General features: G+C 67.8%; 14 protein-coding genes, 1 tRNA gene, 3 pseudogenes and 1 riboswitch. Of the genes and pseudogenes, 12 read left to right on the top strand and 6 right to left on the bottom strand.

Annotation, left to right across the window (positions count from 1 at the left end; all coding sequences use genetic code 11):
* The first annotated feature begins 48 nt into the window (after positions 1–48).
* A riboswitch (TPP riboswitch) is annotated at positions 49–143 on the top strand.
* From thiM to NLU66_RS13475, 4 genes are all read left to right on the top strand, one after another.
* Entirely contained in the window at positions 134–952 is an 819-nt protein-coding gene (gene thiM, locus NLU66_RS13460; RefSeq protein ID WP_259360154.1) for a hydroxyethylthiazole kinase, read from the top strand. (Overlaps the previous riboswitch by 10 nt.)
* A gap of 5 nt (positions 953–957) precedes the next feature.
* Positions 958–1617, top strand: coding sequence for a thiamine phosphate synthase (thiE, locus tag NLU66_RS13465; protein ID WP_259360155.1), 660 nt, complete (start codon positions 958–960; stop codon positions 1615–1617).
* Complete coding sequence (locus NLU66_RS13470) at positions 1614–3086, top strand: bifunctional hydroxymethylpyrimidine kinase/phosphomethylpyrimidine kinase (RefSeq protein ID WP_259360156.1); 1473 nt, start codon at positions 1614–1616, stop codon at positions 3084–3086. The genes thiE and NLU66_RS13470 overlap by 4 nt, the downstream gene beginning before the upstream one ends.
* Before the next feature lie 4 nt (positions 3087–3090).
* Positions 3091–3591: a DUF6314 family protein gene (locus NLU66_RS13475; RefSeq protein ID WP_259360157.1), complete on the top strand. Its 501-nt coding sequence runs from the start codon at positions 3091–3093 to the stop codon at positions 3589–3591.
* Here the strand turns inward: NLU66_RS13475 and aqpZ are convergent.
* Positions 3561–4301 (bottom strand): aquaporin Z, encoded by a 741-nt coding sequence (gene aqpZ, locus NLU66_RS13480; protein ID WP_259360158.1) that lies wholly within the window; start codon positions 4299–4301, stop codon positions 3561–3563. The two genes, NLU66_RS13475 and aqpZ, sit on opposite strands and share 31 nt — an antisense overlap.
* 288 nt (positions 4302–4589) lie before the next feature.
* Here aqpZ and NLU66_RS13485 point away from each other — a divergent pair, with 288 nt between their 5' ends.
* The gene (locus NLU66_RS13485; RefSeq protein ID WP_259360159.1) at positions 4590–5765 is read left to right on the top strand and encodes a Mur ligase family protein; all 1176 of its coding nucleotides are present in this window, start codon (positions 4590–4592) and stop codon (positions 5763–5765) included.
* 58 nt (positions 5766–5823) lie between these two features.
* Here the strand turns inward: NLU66_RS13485 and NLU66_RS13490 are convergent, their stop codons facing one another.
* Positions 5824–6153 carry a hypothetical protein gene (locus NLU66_RS13490; protein ID WP_259360160.1) on the bottom strand — a complete coding sequence of 110 codons (330 nt, stop codon included), beginning with the start codon at positions 6151–6153 and terminating at the stop codon, positions 5824–5826.
* Positions 6154–6465: 312 nt separating this feature from the next.
* Here NLU66_RS13490 and NLU66_RS13495 point away from each other — a divergent pair, with 312 nt between their 5' ends.
* Positions 6466–6810, top strand: a complete 345-nt coding sequence (locus NLU66_RS13495) for a helix-turn-helix domain-containing protein (protein WP_259360161.1) — start codon at positions 6466–6468, stop codon at positions 6808–6810.
* Here the strand turns inward: NLU66_RS13495 and NLU66_RS13500 are convergent.
* Positions 6807–7520 (bottom strand): hypothetical protein, encoded by a 714-nt coding sequence (locus NLU66_RS13500; protein WP_259360162.1) that lies wholly within the window; start codon positions 7518–7520, stop codon positions 6807–6809. The genes NLU66_RS13495 and NLU66_RS13500 overlap by 4 nt on opposite strands.
* Positions 7521–7896: 376 nt before the next feature.
* Here NLU66_RS13500 and NLU66_RS17745 point away from each other — a divergent pair, with 376 nt between their 5' ends.
* A complete protein-coding gene (locus NLU66_RS17745; protein WP_416232197.1) occupies positions 7897–8124 on the top strand; it encodes a hypothetical protein in 228 nt (75 codons plus the stop codon).
* A 282-nt stretch (positions 8125–8406) separates the two neighbouring features.
* Here the strand turns inward: NLU66_RS17745 and NLU66_RS13505 are convergent, their stop codons facing one another.
* A complete protein-coding gene (locus NLU66_RS13505) occupies positions 8407–10389 on the bottom strand; it encodes an SIR2 family protein (RefSeq protein ID WP_259360163.1) in 1983 nt (660 codons plus the stop codon).
* 124 nt (positions 10390–10513) lie between these two features.
* On the opposite strand from NLU66_RS13505, the gene NLU66_RS13510 reads away from it, so the two are divergent.
* Positions 10514–11203: a TIGR02391 family protein gene (locus NLU66_RS13510; protein WP_259360164.1), complete on the top strand. Its 690-nt coding sequence runs from the start codon at positions 10514–10516 to the stop codon at positions 11201–11203.
* Between the two features lie 631 nt (positions 11204–11834).
* Here NLU66_RS13510 and NLU66_RS13515 read toward each other — a convergent pair.
* Positions 11835–12994: pseudogene (locus tag NLU66_RS13515) on the bottom strand (IS3 family transposase); the annotation flags it as partial.
* Positions 12995–13065: 71 nt separating this feature from the next.
* Between NLU66_RS13515 and NLU66_RS13520 the strand changes: the two are divergent.
* The 4 genes and pseudogenes from NLU66_RS13520 to NLU66_RS13535 all read left to right on the top strand — a co-directional run bounded on the left by NLU66_RS13520 (position 13066) and on the right by NLU66_RS13535 (position 14952).
* Entirely contained in the window at positions 13066–13665 is a 600-nt protein-coding gene (locus NLU66_RS13520; protein WP_259360165.1) for a hypothetical protein, read from the top strand.
* 89 nt (positions 13666–13754) lie between these two features.
* Positions 13755–14420: pseudogene (locus tag NLU66_RS13525) on the top strand (DDE-type integrase/transposase/recombinase); the annotation flags it as partial.
* Between the two features lie 76 nt (positions 14421–14496).
* Positions 14497–14583, top strand: a pseudogene (locus NLU66_RS13530) (hypothetical protein); the annotation flags it as partial.
* A gap of 183 nt (positions 14584–14766) precedes the next feature.
* Positions 14767–14952 carry a hypothetical protein gene (locus NLU66_RS13535; RefSeq protein WP_259362618.1) on the top strand — a complete coding sequence of 62 codons (186 nt, stop codon included), beginning with the start codon at positions 14767–14769 and terminating at the stop codon, positions 14950–14952.
* A 47-nt stretch (positions 14953–14999) separates the two neighbouring features.
* Here NLU66_RS13535 and NLU66_RS13540 read toward each other — a convergent pair.
* Positions 15000–15072: transfer RNA gene (locus tag NLU66_RS13540), tRNA-Ala, on the bottom strand.
* Positions 15073–15130: the final 58 nt, after the last annotated feature.

Below are 15130 nucleotides of genomic sequence, written 5' to 3' on the forward strand. Positions count from 1 at the left end.
CGGCCACGGACGCCGCCCCCGCGCGGGCGCCGATCACGTACGGTGGCCTGCAGTGACACGGGGTGCCCGAGGACCGGGCTGAGATGACACCCGTCGAACCTGATCTAGCTCGGACTAGCGAAGGGATGTCGCCATGACACTCGCGCACGCCTCTGCCCCCACCGACCCGGCGGTCCTCGCGGCCGCCCTCGAGGAGGTCCGCACGCGGGTCCCCCTCGTGCAGTGCCTGACCAACGTGGTCACCACGAACCTCGTCGCGAACGCACTGCTCGCCGTGGGCGGCTCCCCCGCCATGGTCGCGGTGCCCGAGGAGGCCGGCATCTTCGCGGGGATCGCCGACGGCGTCCTCGTGAACCTCGGCACCGCCGGCGCCGAGCAGCGGGAGGCGATGGTCGAGGCCGTCGCCGCCGCGCGCACCGCCGGCACCCCCTGGGTGCTGGACCCCGTCGCCGTCGGGACCCTGCCCGTGCGCACGGCCCTCGCCGCGCGGCTCGTGACCGAGCAGCCCGCGATCATCCGCGGCAACGCCTCCGAGATCCGCGCCCTCGCCGGGCTCTCCGCCGGCGGCCGCGGCGCGGACTCGATCGACTCCGCCGACGACTCCCACGAGGCCGCCACGTCCCTCGCCCGCAGCACCGGCGCCGTCGTCGCCGTCTCCGGTGCGGTGGACCTCGTGACCGACGGGGAGAGCGTGGTGCGCGTCGCCACCGGCAGCCCGCTGCTCACGAAGGTCACGGGCGCCGGCTGCGCGCTCGGCGGGATCACCGCGGCCTTCGCCGCCGTGGTCGAGGACCACCTCGTCGCCGCGGTCGCCGCGACGACCGTGCTGACCCTCGCCGCCGAGCGCTCCGCCCGCACCGCCGAGCACCCGGGCTCCTTCGCCGTCGGGCTCCTCGACGGGCTCCACGCGCTGACCGCCCAGGACGTCCGTGACCAGGCGAAGGTGCGATGACCACGATGAGCACCCCTCCTGAGATCGACCTCTCCCTCTACCTCGTCGTGGACCGCCCGCAGCTCGAGCGGGCCGGCCACGACCCCGTCACCGCCGTGCGGGACGCCGTCGCCGGCGGTGTCACGGCCGTCCAGGTGCGTGACAAGCAGCTCCCCACCCGGGACACGCTCGCCTTCTGCGCGGCCCTCGCGGAGACCCTGCCCCCGTCGGTCGCGATCATCGTCGACGACCGCGTCGACGTGGTCCTCGCCGCCCGCGCGAACGGGGTGCGGCTCGCCGGGGTGCACGTCGGCCAGTCCGACCTCCCCGCGCACCTCGTGCGCCGGCTCCTCGGGCCGGACGCCGTCATCGGGGTCTCCGCGCAGACCGCCGCCATGGCCCGCGAGGCCGAGGCCGCCGGTGCGGACCACCTCGGCATCGGTGCCGTCCACGGCACCACCACCAAGGCGGACGCCCCCGCCGTGATCGGGGTCGAGGGCGTCGCCGCCGTCGCCGCCGCGACCGCTCTCCCCGCCGTCGCGATCGGCGGGATCAGCGCCGCGGACCTCCCCGACCTGCGCCGCGCGGGCCTCGACGGCGCGGCCGTCGTCTCCGCGATCTGCTCCTCCCCCTCCCCCTTCGACGCGGCGGCGGAGCTGCGCCGCGCCTGGGAGGGCGCCCGATGAGCCGTCCCGTCCCCCGCGTCCTCAGCATCGCCGGCACCGACCCCACCGGCGGCGCCGGCATCCAGGCGGACCTCAAGTCGATCGCCGCGAACGGCGGCTACGGCATGGCGGCGACGACCGTGCTGGTCGCCCAGAACACCCGCGGCGTGCGCGAGGTGCACGTGCCGCCGCCCGCCTTCCTCGACGCGCAGCTCCGGGCGGTGAGCGAGGACGTCACGATCGACGCCGTGAAGATCGGCATGCTCTTCGACGGCACGATCATCGACACGGTCACCGCCTGGCTGGGCGCGGTGCGCCCTCCGGTGGTGGTGCTCGACCCGGTCATGGTCGCCGCGAGCGGCGACCGCCTGCTCGACGACTCCGCCGAGCAGGCGCTGAGGGACATGCTCCGCCACGCGCACCTCGTGACCCCGAACCTCCCCGAGCTCGCCGTGCTCGCCGAGCAGCCCGAGGCGAGCACCTGGGAGCAGGCCCTCGCCCAGGCGCAGGCGCTCGCCGCCCGCCACGAGGTCCTCGTGCTCGCCAAGGGCGGGCACCTGAGCGGCCCGGATTCCCCCGACGCCCTCGTCGGCCCCGAGGGCGTGCTCGCCGCACTGCCCGGCGCGCGGATCGCGACGCGGAACACGCACGGCACCGGCTGCTCCCTCTCCTCCGCGATCGCGACCCTCCGCGGCCGCGGGGAGGACTGGGCCGGCGCCGTGCGCGGGGCGAAGGTCTGGCTCGCGGGCGCGATCGCCGCGGCGGACTCCCTCGAGGTGGGGCGGGGCAGCGGCCCGGTCTCCCACTTCGCGGCGCTGTGGGAGGCGGCCGGCACCCATGCCCCGGCCGCGGCGACGATCGCCGAGGAGTGGTGGGAGGCGGCCGCCGAGCTGCGCACGCAGATCGACGCGCTGCCCGTGGTGCGCGGCCTCGCCGACGGCACCCTCCCCCGCCCCGCGTTCCACCGCTACCTCGCCCAGGACGCGCTCTACCTCCAGGAGTACTCGCGGGCCCTCGCCGCCGCGTCGACCCTCGCACCCTCCGCCGAGGAGCAGGCCTTCTGGGCCGGGGCCGCCCAGGGCGCGATCGCCGCGGAGACCGAGCTGCACGCGGGACGCCTGGGCCCCGAGGAGCTCTTCGCGGCCCAACCCGATCCGACCACCCGCGCCTACGTGGACCACCTCCTGGCCCTCGCGGCGCGCGGCCGCTACGAGGAGCTCGCCGCCGCGCTGCTCCCCTGCTTCTGGATCTACGACGACGTGGGCGCCCGGCTCTCCCGGGCCGGGACGGCGGGGCATCCCTACGGGGACTGGCTGGCGACCTACGGGGATCCGGACTTCCATGCCGAGACGCTGCGCGCGATCGAGCTGGTCACGGCCTGCGCGGCACGGGCGAGCAGCGAGGTGCGCGCCGCGATGCGCACCGCCTTCCTGGTCTCGGTGCGGCACGAGCGGGACTTCTTCGCGGCGCCGCTCGGCGGGGGCCGGTGAGCGGATGCACGGGTCCGACCTCACCCCCGAGCCGACGCAGCTCCTCGGCGCCTGGGACCTGAGCCGGCGCATCGAGGACCGGGCCGCCGGCGAGCGGATGAGCGTGCGGGGCACGGCGCTGCTGGAGCGGTGCGGACCCGGCGAGGTGCGCTGGTCGGAGAGCGGCGAGCTGCGGCGCGGGGACGGCCGCCGCAGCCCCGTCTCCCGCACCCTGCGGATCCTGCGCGGGGACGACGGCTGGACGGTGCACCTGCCGGACGGATCGCCCTTCCACCGCTGGCAGGCGCGCTCGCCGCTCGTGCACCTGTGCGGGGCGGACGTCTACCGGGGTCGGCTCGACCTGCCGGGCGAGGACCGCTGGACCCTCACCTGGCAGGTGACGGGGCCGCACAAGGACCTGCTGCTCGTGAGCGAGCTCGAGCGGCGCGCGGCGTCGCGCGGCGCGGGGACGGGGAGCCCCCGCGCCGGCGAGGATCAGTCGCGGGCGCCGAAGAGCGGCTTGTAGGCGAGACCCGCGATCGCCGCGCCGATCAGCGGCGCGAGCACGAACAGCCACACCTGGCCGAGGGCGGCCGGGTTGAACAGGGCCACGCCGATCGAGCGCGCCGGGTTCACGGAGGTGTTGTCGATCGGGATCGAGACGAGGTGGATGATCGTCAGCGTGAGCCCGATCGCGAGCGGGGCCAGGCCCTGCGGGGCGCGCTCGTCCGTCGCGCCGAGGATCACGAACAGGAAGATCGCGGTGAGCACGATCTCCGCGAGCAGCGCCGAGACGAGCGAGTAGCCGTTCGGGGAGAGGTCCCCGTAGCCGTTGGTCGCGAAGGAGCCCGCGGCGGAGGTGTCGATCGCGAAGTCGCTCTGCCCGGAGGCGATCGCGAACAGCGCGGTCGCGGCGACCGCCGCCGCCACCACCTGGGTCGCGATGTAGGGCCCGACGAATCGGCCCTCGATGCGCCCGGCGAGGAAGGCGCCGAGGGTGACCGCGGGGTTGAAGTGGCCGCCGGAGATGTGGCCGACGGCGTAGGCGCCCGTGACCACGGTGAGCCCGAAGGCGAGGGCCACGCCGAGGAAGCCGATCCCCAGCTGGACCTGGTCCTCGCTGAGGACCTTCGCGGCGAACAGCGCGGAGCCCGCGCCGCCGAACACGAGCCAGAAGGTGCCGAGGGCCTCGGCGGCGAGTCGGGAGAGGAGGGTGGGGGTGCTCGGTGCGGACATGGGGGACCTCCAGGGCGGAGTCGTCGGGGAGAGGGGGTCGCAGGGCCGACGGGGTGCCGCCGGTGGGTGAGGGGCCCGCTTCGAACCTAGGGCGGCCCGGGGCGCAGGACAAGGGGGGCACCGCTTCGTGACCGTCCGTGACCTCACCGTTCATCCCCCCGATCCCGTCCGTCCCTCCCCCGGACTGTTCCCGCCGTGATGGGATGGCTCCCGGACGGGAGGCGGAGGGCACGGGCGGCGTCGCCCGTCGGACCGCCGTCCGGGGACAGGACGAGGAGGGGACCAGCCATGCTGCCGATGCTCGAGATCGACCGGGACCGCCCGCGGATCAGCGCCGTGACGGGCACCAACGGGAAGACCAGCGTCGCGAGCGCCACGGTGCAGCTGATGCGCGCCGCCGGGTGGGCGGCGGCCGGCGTGGACTCGCTCGGCGTCGCCCACGTCGACGGCACGCGCGCGCCCACCCGCTTCCGGAGGTCGCCCGACCACCTGCCCGGGATCATCGCGGAGGAGGCCCGCGGCGGGGCGGAGGCGGTGTCCCTCGAGGCGTTCGTCGGGATCCTCAAGGACGGCCTGCTGGATCGCGTCACGGTCGATGTCGCCGTGAGCACCGGGATCGAGAGCGATCACCTCGACACCCTCGGCTCGCTCGAGGCGTACCGCGCCGCGAAGCTGCGCCTGTTCACGGAGCACCTGCGCCCGGACGGTCTCGCCGTCGTCGCGACGGACAGCGCCCACGGGGACCTCGTCGCGGAGGCCGTCGCGCACCGCGGGGCGCAGCTGGTGACCGTCGGCTGCGGCGGTGACGTGGAGCTGCTCGACGCCGTCGAGGCGGAGGGCACGCTGCGGGGACGGCTGCGGATCGGGGACGGGACGTGGCAGGCCGTGCTGCCCACGGTGCACGCGGTCGCGGTGACGAACCTGCTGCTCGCGGCCACCGCCGTGATCGGCCTCGGCGGGGATCCGGGTGCGGTCGTGGAGGGCCTCGCCCGGGTGTCGCCGCCGCCGGGGCGTCTGGAGGTGATCGGCGAGCGCGAGGGCGTGCGCACGATGGTCGACACCGCGCACAACCCCGGCGCACTGCGGGCGGCCCTGCGCAGCGTGCGCGAGCGCACTGCTGGGCGGGTGCTGCTCGTGGTCGGCGCGGGCGGCGAGCGGGACCGCTCCAAGCGACCGGAGATGGGCGCGATCGCGGCGGAGCTCGCGGACCTCGTGGTGCTCACGGACGACAACCCGCGCCGCGAGCCGCCCGCGCGGATCCGCGCCGAGGTGCGCGCCGGCTGCCCGGAGTGCATCGAGGTGCCCTTCCGGGCCGATGCGATCCGGGCGGCGCTCGCGATGGCCCGCCCCGGGGACACGGTGCTCGTGGCCGGCAAGGGCGACGAGACCGAGCAGCTCGTGGGCACGCGCCGGTTGCCGCACGACGACCGCGCGCTGTTGAGGGCCTGGGTCGACGGAGCCTGAACGACCGGCGGCGCCCGCCGGGAGGGCGGGCGCCGCACGTCAACGGGGTCGAGCAGGGTCAGACGAGGCCGATGCCGCCGTCCGGGTCATAGCCGCCGTCGGGGTCGTAGCCCCCATCGGGGTCGTACCCGCCATCAGGGTCGTAGCCGCCATCGGGGTCGTATCCCCCGTCCGGGTCATAGCCGCCGTCCGGGTCGTACCCGCCATCAGGGTCGTATCCCCCGTCCGGGTCATAGCCGCCGTCCGGGTCGTACCCGCCATCAGGGTCGTACCCGCCATCCGGGTCATAGCCCCCGTCCGGGTCGTAACCGCCGTCGGGGTCGTAGCCCCCATCGGGGTCGTATCCACCGTCCGGGTCGTACGGGGAGGTCAGATCGGCGTCGGTCATGGGGTCTCCTTGCTCTCGTCGGGGTGGTGCGCCTGTGATCCAACGCTCTCCGCGACCGACACGCCAGGGGATCCGCGAACTTTTCCGGACAGGTGCCGATCACGGACGCGGTCCGTGCGGCGATGAGGAGAAGGCACGACGAAGTGCCCCGGCGAACCGGGGCCCTTCGAGTGATCAAAATATGTGGGCCTCCTGCAGGCCTACTGCAATACAAACGAGACAGACCGTCAAGTACATGACCAGCTCACAGAAGCTCGCGCTCAACAGGGGTCGGGACGGTCTGTCCGTCCGCCCCGCCCTCCGCGTGCCTCCGTGGCAGGCAAGCGCCTCTCACGCGACACAGCCGAAGCTATCGCTGACGCCTACCGCGCCGGGCAGACCATGAAGCAGATCGCTCAAGACCTCCAGCTGCACCGCACCACCATCAGTGAAACTCTCCGCCGAGAGGGTGTGCCCAAGCGACAAAAGGGCCTCACCCTGGGCCAGGCCAAACAAGCCGAACACCTTTACGCCACCGGCGACTCACTCGCCACCATCGGTCGACGCCTCAACGTCGACGCCACCACCATCCGCAATGTCTTGCTCAGACGGGGCATCAGCCTCCGTGATCCCATGGACGTCCGCGCTGATAACTGCTCCCCTGAGGGAACGCTCTAGTTGAATGCGAACCCCCGGTACGAGCGGCCCACCTGGAACCATCGACCATCCTTGCGTCGCTGGAGGTATCCGCAGATTGTGTCCACATCATTCGGCGACAGCCCAAGTGCCCGAGCCCTATCCCGCACCTGTTCCACCGTGACGACCCTCCACCGGTCGGGTCGGTGCATCATGTCGGCCTTGAGCTTCTGCTCTTCATGCCACTCCATGTCGGTGCCGAACTCCGCCGCTGTCATGGCCAGGTACTGCAGCACGTCTTCCACGCCTGCAGGAAGTGGCTCTCCGGCATCGTTCGCACCAACCGGCTCAGCGGGCTCCACGACACGGTCGGCGTACAGCTGCACCGGATTGGCAGCTTCAATCCATTCCTTCGTCTCCGGCTCGCCCCACTCGATGACCACAAGCGCGTCTGCCTCGACTCCCCACAGATCGTTCAGATGCTGACGATCCGGCCAGGCGACGATTGCACGGTGTCCCCCGAGCGACCCCATCGTGGAGCCGCGCCAGCTCACGTGCGTCACGCCGGGCTTCGCCACCAGCCTCGCGAGGCTCTCACTTGGGATCCCCGCTCGCGGCGTCACCACGACCACCGATCCTCCGGACTGCTGCAGGAGCCATCTGATGGCACGCAGATTCTGTGGCTCACGAGAGTCTTCGCCCTCTGTGAAGCGAGCGACCGCGACCGGGTACGGGTAGGAATTCGACGACATGGATGTCTCCTCACTCTGGGGGCTCACTTGAAGCTACTCGTAACCACCGACAGCCCAACCAATCACCCTCGCCCCCGACCGCACCGCCCCGAAGCCCTCGTTGTAAATAGTACGACGTGACACCACTCGAAAGTATGCGACACATTGCGCATAGTGGTATGCATTATGTATACGCTTAAATCTCCACTACGTGCACGACCAAAAAGGGGTCAGAGGGGGCGCCCCAAATAGAAGACAAGAAGCCCACGACTTCACCATCGTCGAACTGCTAATCGTCATCGTCATCATCGCACTCCTGGCCGCAATTAGCATGGTCGCCTACACCGACATCCAAGCTAGCGCCCGCGATTCACAAAGACAGTAGGACATAAACACAATCGCTAAGGCGCTCGAACTATACTATGTTGACAATGGGAAGTATCCCAGTTCAGTAGGTGGGCAAACCACGATAAACACCAGTTGGGCCACTATAGCCGATGCAAGTTGGGCTACATTAGAGTCACAGCTCGTCCCGAGATATATTTCGGAACTACCAAAGGATCCAATTAGTACACCCGGAGCTAACGCGATAAGCGCGGGCGTGGAGGGCTATAACTACGCTTAATTCACGGTCCGAAAACCGGGATACTGTGGCGTCACTAATGAGCAGATGTGCCTATTGATCTATCGGAACGAATCGAGGAAGGTCAACAATTCCACGATTGGCGACTGCTCGACAAATCCCATCGGCTACTACGCCCCTTCAGTTAATAGCAATATCCGAGTCGTGAAATAACTCACGCTCGTGAGGAACTCATGATGCGCATCATTTGACAATAATGGCCGACCCTGCATCCTCCCTGGCGGAGAATTCCTTCCATGGCCAGTCGCGCCATATAAGCCACCCTTAGGCCGAGGCCGTTCGAGACGGAGGCAACCCGCTGTCTAGCCAGATCTCCCGTGGCATAAACCCGGCCTGGCTTGGCGTTCTCTCGAACATGACCTCGCGCGCCATGATTCCGAGGTGCATTGATACAGCTCGTAACGCAATCTCTACATCTTTAGCCTTCTGGAACAGTCCGCTAGCCGCAAGCGGGCTCTGATCACCTTCAAGTTCAAGATCTTCAATAAGCTTCTGCGCCAAGCGACTAGGCTCCCAGTTGTAGACGGCGTCGCGCTTTCTCGCCAGGATATGTGGGCGATGAATTACCGCCACGTTTCCAATCTCGCCGAGAATACGGTCACGCTCCATCCACGCCGCATGTCGCTCTGTTTGCAGATCCTGCTGACCCGTGCCACCAGACCCGCCAATGATCCACGCTCTTTCCTTCTCCTGAAGTTCACGGTCAGCATCCAGATAGTCCCCCTTCAGGCGCACGAACGACTCGTGCTGGGTCACCGGCCAGCTCATTCGCAAGAGCTCGAAGGTCTGCCAAGCTTCTTCAAGCGGCTCACGTCCGATCTGCAACGTCACTTCGAGTAGTGGCGCGAGCTTGCGGTGCAGCCGAGTGGCGCTGTCCTCGAGGTTCTCGTACGAGGCCAAGGAATCGACCGTTGCCGCCAGCGTCTCGAACTGACCGTTCAGGCGGTTGGGGCGCCGCGCTCCAAAGAGCCGGCCGAGGAGGTCGTACCGCTGCGCCGCGACGGCAGCGATCCCTGCCGCGTAGAACAGCATGCTGCCGGACACGACACGCAGATTCAGAAGCCTGACGGCACCACTCCCATCAACTCCAGTAGCAAGGCGCGGGATCTCGCCGAGCCACCAGCGATCAGTCTCGGGTCTCCCCCAGTATGCCAAGGTTGCCAGCAGGGCGGCAGGGAGCAGGGTCGCCTCTTCGGCACGCTCAACAAGCTCCTCGTAGGGGTCGGCGTCCCTCTGGTTCCGAACGTAGAACTCCGGTCGGCTATGTAGGCGGTCAAGCTCCTGGCGCATTCTGTCGTGCAGCCCGATTGCCACCGGACGACCCGCCAGCTCGCGCTTGGCCGTCTCGACTGCGACCGGGACGGTAAGGGGATGCCTGGACTGCCGGGCCTCGAGCGCAGCAACTCCATCGGCGAGGTGCCCGAAGGCGGTGTCGGCGTCGGCGATGACGGCCATGCCCTTCTTCAACATTCGGAGCTGGGAAGCCTCCTCGCTCGATGTGCTCCGCTCGATCCACGTCATCGTGAATCTTGGCGAGTAGTTCTCGGCGATAGCCTCGCGGAGTGCCGGGTCGTAGCGAGCGGACCACCCTGCAACGATCAGACCGTAGTCCTGGAGGATCCGCTCGAGCAATCCTTGACTCTGCTCGTCGTAGCCGACGAGCTCCTCGACGGTATTACGCATCGACGTCGGGTGTAGGTAGTCCCCGTGCAGGTGGACCACGCAGGCGTCCATGGTGTGGAGCGGAGCCATACCCGCGATGTCTCCGGGGCTGGCGATGACAGTCGGCTCCACCCCTTCCTCCCGTATCGCCTGCTCGATGAGGTGGTCGAAGTTGAGTGTCAAGATGACGCGGACGGCACCAGCCCGCACCAGCCTGGCGATGGCTCGATGTGCCGGCGTTGGCAGCTTCGTCTCCGCGGCGACGTCCTCTTCGCTCCGCGTGAAGAAACCCTGCAAGAGCTTCTGACGCTCGTGCGGACTGGGGGCGAGCTTCTCGAGCACCGCTTCGTAGGTCGGCTCAACGCCGAAGCGTTCGGTATACCACCCGTCGGGCTCCTCGGGCTCAGCACCTTCGAGAGCAGCGATCCTGCCTACTAGCTCCATCAGCAGAGGCCACGCCGTCGGGATCCCGCTGGATGCCGAAACTCCAGCTCCGATCAGCAGCGCGTAGGCACCGGGGTTCGAGTAGAGGGAGAAGGCGGCCGAGAGGAGGGCGTCATCCCGACTTGTTGAGTGCTCAGCCATAGTCCGAGAGTAGCCAAGGGCGGCGACAACAGAGGCGAGGCCGACGCATAGCGAGAGCGACTCGGCGTGTCGGTGCTCCGAGATACCCTGGCCAACAGACCGCCTCGCCCTAAGGAGTTTCGCCTTGACCGTACCTTCCATCTTCCGAGAACTTGGCACCAAGCGGGTGAAGATCATCCGCCACGAAGGTACTGCCGAGGAGACACGTCTCGATGTCGAGGCCCAGATCCAGTCAAAGAGCGGGTTCTTCGCCGTTTCCACCGCGATCTACGAGGGCGACGTGGTTGAGTTGCCTGATCCCCGCGGTGGAACCTCTCGTAGGGTCGCCGCGGAAGTGCATGTTAATGACTTTGGACCAGACGAGATGCACCATATCAAGGTGGTGTGGGGGCAGGCTCCGCCTGAGCGGATCGCGCCAATTCGCCGACTCTCGTTCGAGGGTCTACACCCGGAAGTCGTCCGGGCCTCAAGTGACTTATTCGCCGATGGCCACTACTCATCGGCTATCGGGGATGCCTTCAAGTCGCTCGAGGTGCGCCTGCGCACCATGACAGGTGCCGACAAGTCAGGCGTCGCGCTAGTAGGAGAAGCGCTCGGAGGACGATCACCGAAGATCGACCTCGCGACCTCGACCGGTCGCAGCGGCGAAGACGAGCGCGAAGGATTCCAGGCCATCTTCCGGGGAGCGATGCAGGCCATTCGCAACCCGAAGGCCCATGAGCTCGCCACCGACGAGGATCCTCAGCATGCGCTCGAGTACCTGGCGCTGGCGAGTCTGCTGCACCGTCGGCTCGATGGGGCAGAGAACGCCTGAGCTCGACTCAGGGTGGGCTCTACGCCTCGTTCCCGCGCTTTAGCTTGTCATTTTCGCGTGTATCGGACGGTGGCTGACCAACGGATGCCGAGCGCAAGTTCTTCAGCTTTTATGCCTTAACTTGCCTTGGCCGCCTGCTGGCAGGGATTACTAACCCTCGTCGAATTCGACTAAGACCCAGAATGCGAGCCCACTCTCCCCGATCCTCGATTAGCTGAATAGCGTCAATCATCATCTCGATTGATGGCTCGGTCTTTTCGGGAGCCAGGCGCTGCCAAGACTCCTTCCTCAGGTCGTAATATTCGAGCAACCGCTTCGGCCCAAGCGGCGACCTTCGTCCACGTTTGCCGAGCCTGCCATAACGCTCAGCATAGGGGCCTCCAATGACCGCCTTGAGGATCAGAGTTTCGCGATCACGTCGAGACATACTTGGCGCGTGCTTGTCGAAGAACTCCAGATGGCGCTTAAGCTCTTCATCGTGAAACATGACGAAGAGACGCCTCTCCGCAGGACTTCGGTTCGAATACCTCTCAAAGAGGCCGACATTCTTCCATGCCGCCCGTTTAGCATCCCTTCGGATTCGCTTCAGGTCTGGCGAGCAGGGATAGTACTCAAGATCCAGAAGGGTGGCCGCAAGGCTGACGGTCGGGTTCATGATGGTCTCGTACTCGATGGGGGTCAATCGGCCCAGACGAGCCTGTCGGCGACGACGGTGGTAGGTACGTTCGATCCAGGTGATGATCGCGATCCGCAGCTCTTCTCGAGTTCGCCAGCGCTTGCGGTCGAGCACGTTCTTCTGGAGCAGGGCGAAGAAGGACTCCATCGCGGCGTTGTCCCCGGCAGCACCGACTTTCCCCATCGATCTGATGAGGTGATGACGGTTCAGGGCGTGCACGTAGCTCCGCGCTCGAAATTGGGATCCTCGGTCCGAGTGCATGATGCAACCAGCCACATCGCCACGTCGCGAAGCTGCGTTGTTCAGGGCGTTCACCGCGAGGCGGGCCTTCATCCGGTCGCTGATGGAGTCGCCCACGATCCGGCCGGAGAACACGTCCTTGATCGCACAGAGGTAGAGCTTCCCCTCGTCGGTGGGATGCTCGGTGATGTCGGTCAGCCATAGCTCGTTGACGTCATCGGCGGTGAAGTCGCGCTTGACCAGGTCGTCGTGCACGGGCGGGCCCGGGCGCTTGCCGTTCTTGCCGCGCTTCTTCCCGAACACCGACCACCACTGATTGTTCCGGCAGATCCGCCACGCGGCCCGCTCACACATCGACTCACCAGCGGCTTCCGCTTCCCCGGCGAGGAACCGGTAGCCGAACTTGGGATCGTCACGGTGCGCGTCGAACAGCGCGTTCGCCCGATACGCCTCGACCAGCTCGGACTCGGTGACCTGCTGTTTCCGCCATCGGTAGTAGGGCTGGCGGGAGAGCTTCAACACCCGCAAGGACACCGCGACAGGGATCCCATCGGCGGCGAGCTCGCTCACGAGCGGGTAGAGCCTTTTCCCGGCAGGTTCGCCTGCGAGAGATAGGCGGCCGCGCGACGCAGGACCTCATTCTCCTGCTCCAGCAGGCGATTCCGGCGACGCAGATCCCGCAGCTCTGCCGAGTCCTCGCGGGTCTTTCCAGGACGGGCACCGTCTTCGACATCGGCCTGACGCATCCAGTTCGTCAGGCACGACTCGGAGATCCCGAAGTCCTTCGCGATCACCGAGAGCTTCTGGCCAGGTTCGCGGCTCCTGGCGACGCGGACGACGTCGTCACGGAACTCCTGGGGATAGGGAGCAGGCATAGTCCACATGCTTCCCTGCAACGCTCTCCAGCGCCACAGATCATGTGACACCTACCCGCGCATCAGTCCCGTTGACTCGTCTCTCGACCAAGGAGGAGGGACTGCTCGACCTGGCCGGTGACGACACCATGCCCCAGCAGCGGATCCGCGATATCGCACGCGAACGAGAGAAGCTGACAGAACAACTCAACAAGGTCGACGCCGACCTCTCACGGGGCCGAACGTACCTCGAGGCCTACCTCGAGCTGCTGAAGAGCCCTTACGAGCTCTACCGCAACGCAAGGAATCCATTCCGGCGCAAGCTCAACCAGACCTTCTTCGCTCACCTCTACATCGCCTTTGACGAGGTCACCGGCGACGACATCCGCATGCCGATCCGCGAGATGCTCGCTGCCGAGCAAGGCTGGCAGGCCCGTAGGGCGGGCCGAACTGAGGCGGAGGCGCGACAGGCCGCTCTGGCCGAGATCGCCCGCCGTAGCGGCCCTGAGACGCCAAAAGCCGCCCCGAAGGGCGGCCTGGCTGACTTGCAAAAACTCTGGCTTGACCTAGGCAACGGCGTTTACGAGGACGCCGATTGCAGTAAGCCTTACCTGGTGGAGCTAGGGGGTGTCCGGTCTCAGGACATCGTTCGCACCTGTCTCGAGTCATCGTTCGCAGCGTGGGGAGGGTGATGTCTCGGGACATCGTTCGCACCTGTCTCGAGTCATCGTTCGCAGCGTGGGGAGGGTGATGTCTCGGGACATCGTTCGCACACTGAGTGATGGTGAAGAACCGGGTGATCGTGCTGTCCGTCATCGAGGGTGGGCTTCGTCCCGCCGACGCCGCGCGCCGCTACGGCGTCTCCCGGCGCTGGGTGGAGATCCTCCTGGCCCGGCATCGCGACGGCGGCCTCGAGGCCCTCGAACCGGGGTCTCGGCGCCCGCACTCCAGCCCCACCGCCACCGATGCTGGCGTCGTCTCACGGATCATCGAGCTGCGCCGTCAGCTCGAGCAGGACGGCAGCGACGCCGGCGCCGAGACGATCTCGATGCACCTCGAACGCGAAGGACAACCTGCTCCTTCCCGCGCGACGATCCACCGGATCCTCCGTGCGAACAACCTGGTCATCCCGCAGCCCCAGAAGCGCCCCCGCTCCGCATGGCACCGTTTCGAAGCCAACCAGCCCAACGAGATGTGGCAGTCCGACTTCACCCACTGGCAACTCGCCACCGGCGCCGACGTCGAGATCCTCGACTTCCTCGACGACCACGCGCGGTTCCTTCTCGCCCTGCGCGTGTTCACCCCGGTCACCGGGCCCGACGTGACCGCCACGTTCCTGGACCTGACCGGCATCTACGGGCCGCCCGCCGCGATGCTCACCGACAACGGCATGGTCTTCACCACCCGCTTCGCCCAGGGACGCCGCGTGCTGAAGACGCTGAACTCCTTCGAGAGCACCCTGGCCGACCTCCACGTCCGCCAGCTCAACGGCGCACCGAACCACCCCCAAGACGCAGGGCAAGATCGAACGCTTCCACCAGACCCTCAAACGCTGGCTCTCCGCCCGCCCCCACCAGCCCGACACCGCGGCACTGCAGGACCAGCTGGACACCTTCCGGACCTGGTACAACACCCAGCGGCCGCACCGCGCTCTGCGCCAACGCACGCCCGCAGAGACCTACGAGGCGACCCCGAAAGCCCGCCCCGCGCCTCGATCCCATCCCGCCTCGAGCACCATCCGTACCGACCGCGTCGACGGCGACGGCAAGGTCTCCCTCCGCCACGCCGGACGCATGCGACATCTGGGCCTCGGCCGCGCGAACAAGGGAACCCGCGTGCGGCTGCTGATCCACGGGGACGACGTCCTCGTCGCCTCCCTCGACAGCGGGGAGATCCTCGGCGAGTTCACCATCGACCCCACCCGCGGCTACCAGGCAAAGAAGAAGGGCCCTGGCGAAAACCAGGGCCCTTCTTCGTGAAGCATGTCCCGAGACATCTGCGAACGATGTCCCGAGACTTCACATTGTGGAGCTAGGGGGATTCGAACCCCCGACCTTCTCATTGCGAACGAGACGCGCTACCAACTGCGCCATAGCCCCATGTCAACGAGCGACCTGGAAAGGTTAGCACTGCCGGGAGGGTGCTCGCACACCAGGT

It is taken from the genome of Brachybacterium sp. NBEC-018, assembly GCF_024860185.1.
Lineage (GTDB): Bacteria > Actinomycetota > Actinomycetes > Actinomycetales > Dermabacteraceae > Brachybacterium > Brachybacterium rhamnosum.

What these genes read in the sequence shown, in the direction of transcription:
- aqpZ (WP_259360158.1), bottom strand. Translation starts at nt 4,301, where the DNA reads ATGTCCGCACCGAGCACCCCCACCCTCCTCTCCCGACTCGCCGCCGAG.
- NLU66_RS13490 (WP_259360160.1), bottom strand. Translation starts at nt 6,153, where the DNA reads ATGACCGACGCCGATCTGACCTCCCCGTACGACCCGGACGGTGGATAC.
- thiE (WP_259360155.1), top strand. Translation starts at nt 958, where the DNA reads ATGAGCACCCCTCCTGAGATCGACCTCTCCCTCTACCTCGTCGTGGAC.
- NLU66_RS13470 (WP_259360156.1), top strand. Translation starts at nt 1,614, where the DNA reads ATGAGCCGTCCCGTCCCCCGCGTCCTCAGCATCGCCGGCACCGACCCC.
- NLU66_RS13505 (WP_259360163.1), bottom strand. Translation starts at nt 10,389, where the DNA reads ATGGCTGAGCACTCAACAAGTCGGGATGACGCCCTCCTCTCGGCCGCC.
- NLU66_RS13475 (WP_259360157.1), top strand. Translation starts at nt 3,091, where the DNA reads ATGCACGGGTCCGACCTCACCCCCGAGCCGACGCAGCTCCTCGGCGCC.
- thiM (WP_259360154.1), top strand. Translation starts at nt 134, where the DNA reads ATGACACTCGCGCACGCCTCTGCCCCCACCGACCCGGCGGTCCTCGCG.
- NLU66_RS13535 (WP_259362618.1), top strand. Translation starts at nt 14,767, where the DNA reads ATGCGACATCTGGGCCTCGGCCGCGCGAACAAGGGAACCCGCGTGCGG.
- NLU66_RS13500 (WP_259360162.1), bottom strand. Translation starts at nt 7,520, where the DNA reads ATGTCGTCGAATTCCTACCCGTACCCGGTCGCGGTCGCTCGCTTCACA.
- NLU66_RS13485 (WP_259360159.1), top strand. Translation starts at nt 4,590, where the DNA reads ATGCTGCCGATGCTCGAGATCGACCGGGACCGCCCGCGGATCAGCGCC.